This is a genomic window from Moorena sp. SIO4A1 (genome assembly GCF_010672065.1).
Taxonomy (GTDB): domain Bacteria; phylum Cyanobacteriota; class Cyanobacteriia; order Cyanobacteriales; family Coleofasciculaceae; genus Moorena.
The window spans coordinates 1-1897 of the sequence record NZ_JAAHHX010000429.1; the positions used below are offsets into that span (position 1 = coordinate 1).

2 protein-coding genes and 2 pseudogenes are annotated in these 1897 nt (G+C 43.1%); 1 reads left to right on the top strand and 3 read right to left on the bottom strand.

Translation table 11 applies throughout. The features are described from left to right. Positions 1 to 230 (bottom strand): annotated as a pseudogene (locus F6K53_RS39035) (lysine decarboxylase); the annotation flags it as partial. Between the two features lie 328 nt (positions 231 to 558). Next, on the bottom strand, positions 559 to 975 hold the full coding sequence (locus F6K53_RS39040) for a helix-turn-helix domain-containing protein (RefSeq protein ID WP_075897011.1): 417 nt from the start codon (positions 973 to 975) through the stop codon (positions 559 to 561). A gap of 254 nt (positions 976 to 1229) precedes the next feature. On the opposite strand from F6K53_RS39040, the gene F6K53_RS39045 reads away from it, so the two are divergent. Further along, positions 1230 to 1421: a hypothetical protein gene (locus F6K53_RS39045; RefSeq protein ID WP_293085263.1), complete on the top strand. Its 192-nt coding sequence runs from the start codon at positions 1230 to 1232 to the stop codon at positions 1419 to 1421. A gap of 89 nt (positions 1422 to 1510) precedes the next feature. Here F6K53_RS39045 and F6K53_RS39050 read toward each other — a convergent pair. Further along, positions 1511 to 1897 (bottom strand): annotated as a pseudogene (locus F6K53_RS39050) (hypothetical protein); the annotation flags it as partial.

Sequence of the window (1897 nt, forward strand, 5' to 3'; positions counted from 1 at the left end):
TCTTGAGCTTCTTGGATTACCCCTTCTGGAGCAAAAAGATTATCTAACTCCGGTAATTCTGGCAAATCAGCCCGAAATACTGATTTTCCTAGCAAATCCGCTAATGGCTCTGGTATTCCCTTGCCTTGTTTGTGTCCTGGTGCATAAAAGGCTGTATGGGGCTTCTGGGCTGATGCCCGCAGAGCGTCTAATAAAGGTGTCTTTTCCTGAGAAGGTGGTCGATTATTCACAAATTTTTCCCAATGGCTCTAGCATATCGAAAATTGAGCCAATTTTAAACCTTTGTGAGGGGAGCGGGGATTAAAAACCAGTGTGCTAGGGGAATCGCGAAAAGTGATATCCTTGATCAGATTATCAAGTAATTTGTCAGTTAATGATCTCAACTATTACTGACTCACTACAAATTCCGTTTATTGCTAGTAACGAATAATCAAATACTAGTCCATACACTGCTAGATAAGAGCATGGATAAATTGCTGGCTGATTGATAAGCAAGATATCAATAATTTTTAATTTATATTATCTCCGAAAGTTCGGAGCACTGATAGCTTAGACGTTTCAGATCACTTTATAATCCGAGATAGTCTCTATCCATACCCTTGCTCCACAATGTAGGGGATTATCAGGACGATACATTACTCGACATGGTCCATTGACTTCCACGGTATGACCATAAGTGTTTTTAGACCCTCGTTTGACGGTAATCACAGGGTTGCGCTCTCCGGTCTTGAGATTTTGGCGAATCACTTTCTGGTTAACGTGAATCACTGCAGGAGTGTAATTTGTACGCTTTGACCAGTTCCGCTTTGGTCCGCGAGTGCCGGGAGTGACCACTGGCATGCCATCAAACAGAGGAATCACCCAAGTTCTACCCACTTTATAGGCTCCTTTGACTCTGCCTTTGCCCAGAAGGTAACGGACGCGAGTGGCGGAAACACCTAGTAAATTGGCGGCTTGTGCAGTGGAAATCATCATGGCGGTTTAACCATTGCGTTTACTATACTGTTATTTATAGCATAATTTTAATTAAAATGTAAGGACTAAAAAAACTATTGCATTTTAGCAATGTAAAATACTATAAGTGCTATAAATAGGGTAAGTGTGGTAAATAGGGTAAGTGTAGGGAAGTAGGGAAAAAGTATTGCTAGGTATGAATGGAACTGGAGTACAGAAAAACTATTGCACTCTAGGAATAGATTGAGTTAGTGGTTGTTCAAGGCTTGATACTGATGACTGATATGGGAAAAATGCGATGCTCAGTACGAGCTGCTACGCTCCGGAAGCGTTTGGCCAAAGGCCTCCGCTACGCGAACGCAAAGCGTGGCCTACGGCCTCAGCTTCCGCGCTTATGCGATCGCAGTATCTTGTTAGTAAGACAAATACCAATTAACGTAGGGTGGGCAAAGCCATCTCATCCTTAATACTCATTGGAACCAAACTGTTTTTGCCCACCCTACAAGTAAGCCCACTAATTAAAGTAGGGTGGGCAAAGCCATCTAATCATTAATACTCATTGGAACCAAACTGTTTTTGCCCACCCTACAAGCTTGCTGCTTACTCTTCCCCCGATTCCCGATTCCCGATTCCCGATTCCCTGTTCAAGACTAATCTGATTCAAGACTAACGACCAAATTCTAATCGTACCATCCTCCCCACCACTAACTAGAGTGTTTCCATCTGGACTAATAGCAACTGACCAAACCCAGCCATCATTTCCAGAGAGAGTGCGCAGCAATTGTCTACTGTCTACATCCCATAGCTTGATAGTTTGATCACTGCCAGCACTAGCGATAGTTTTGCTATCGGAACTAATCGCAATGGAGAGAACTGGTGCGGAGTGACTTTCGAGGATAGCTAATTCTTCGCCACTGTTAATATCCCACAACTTGACGGTTTT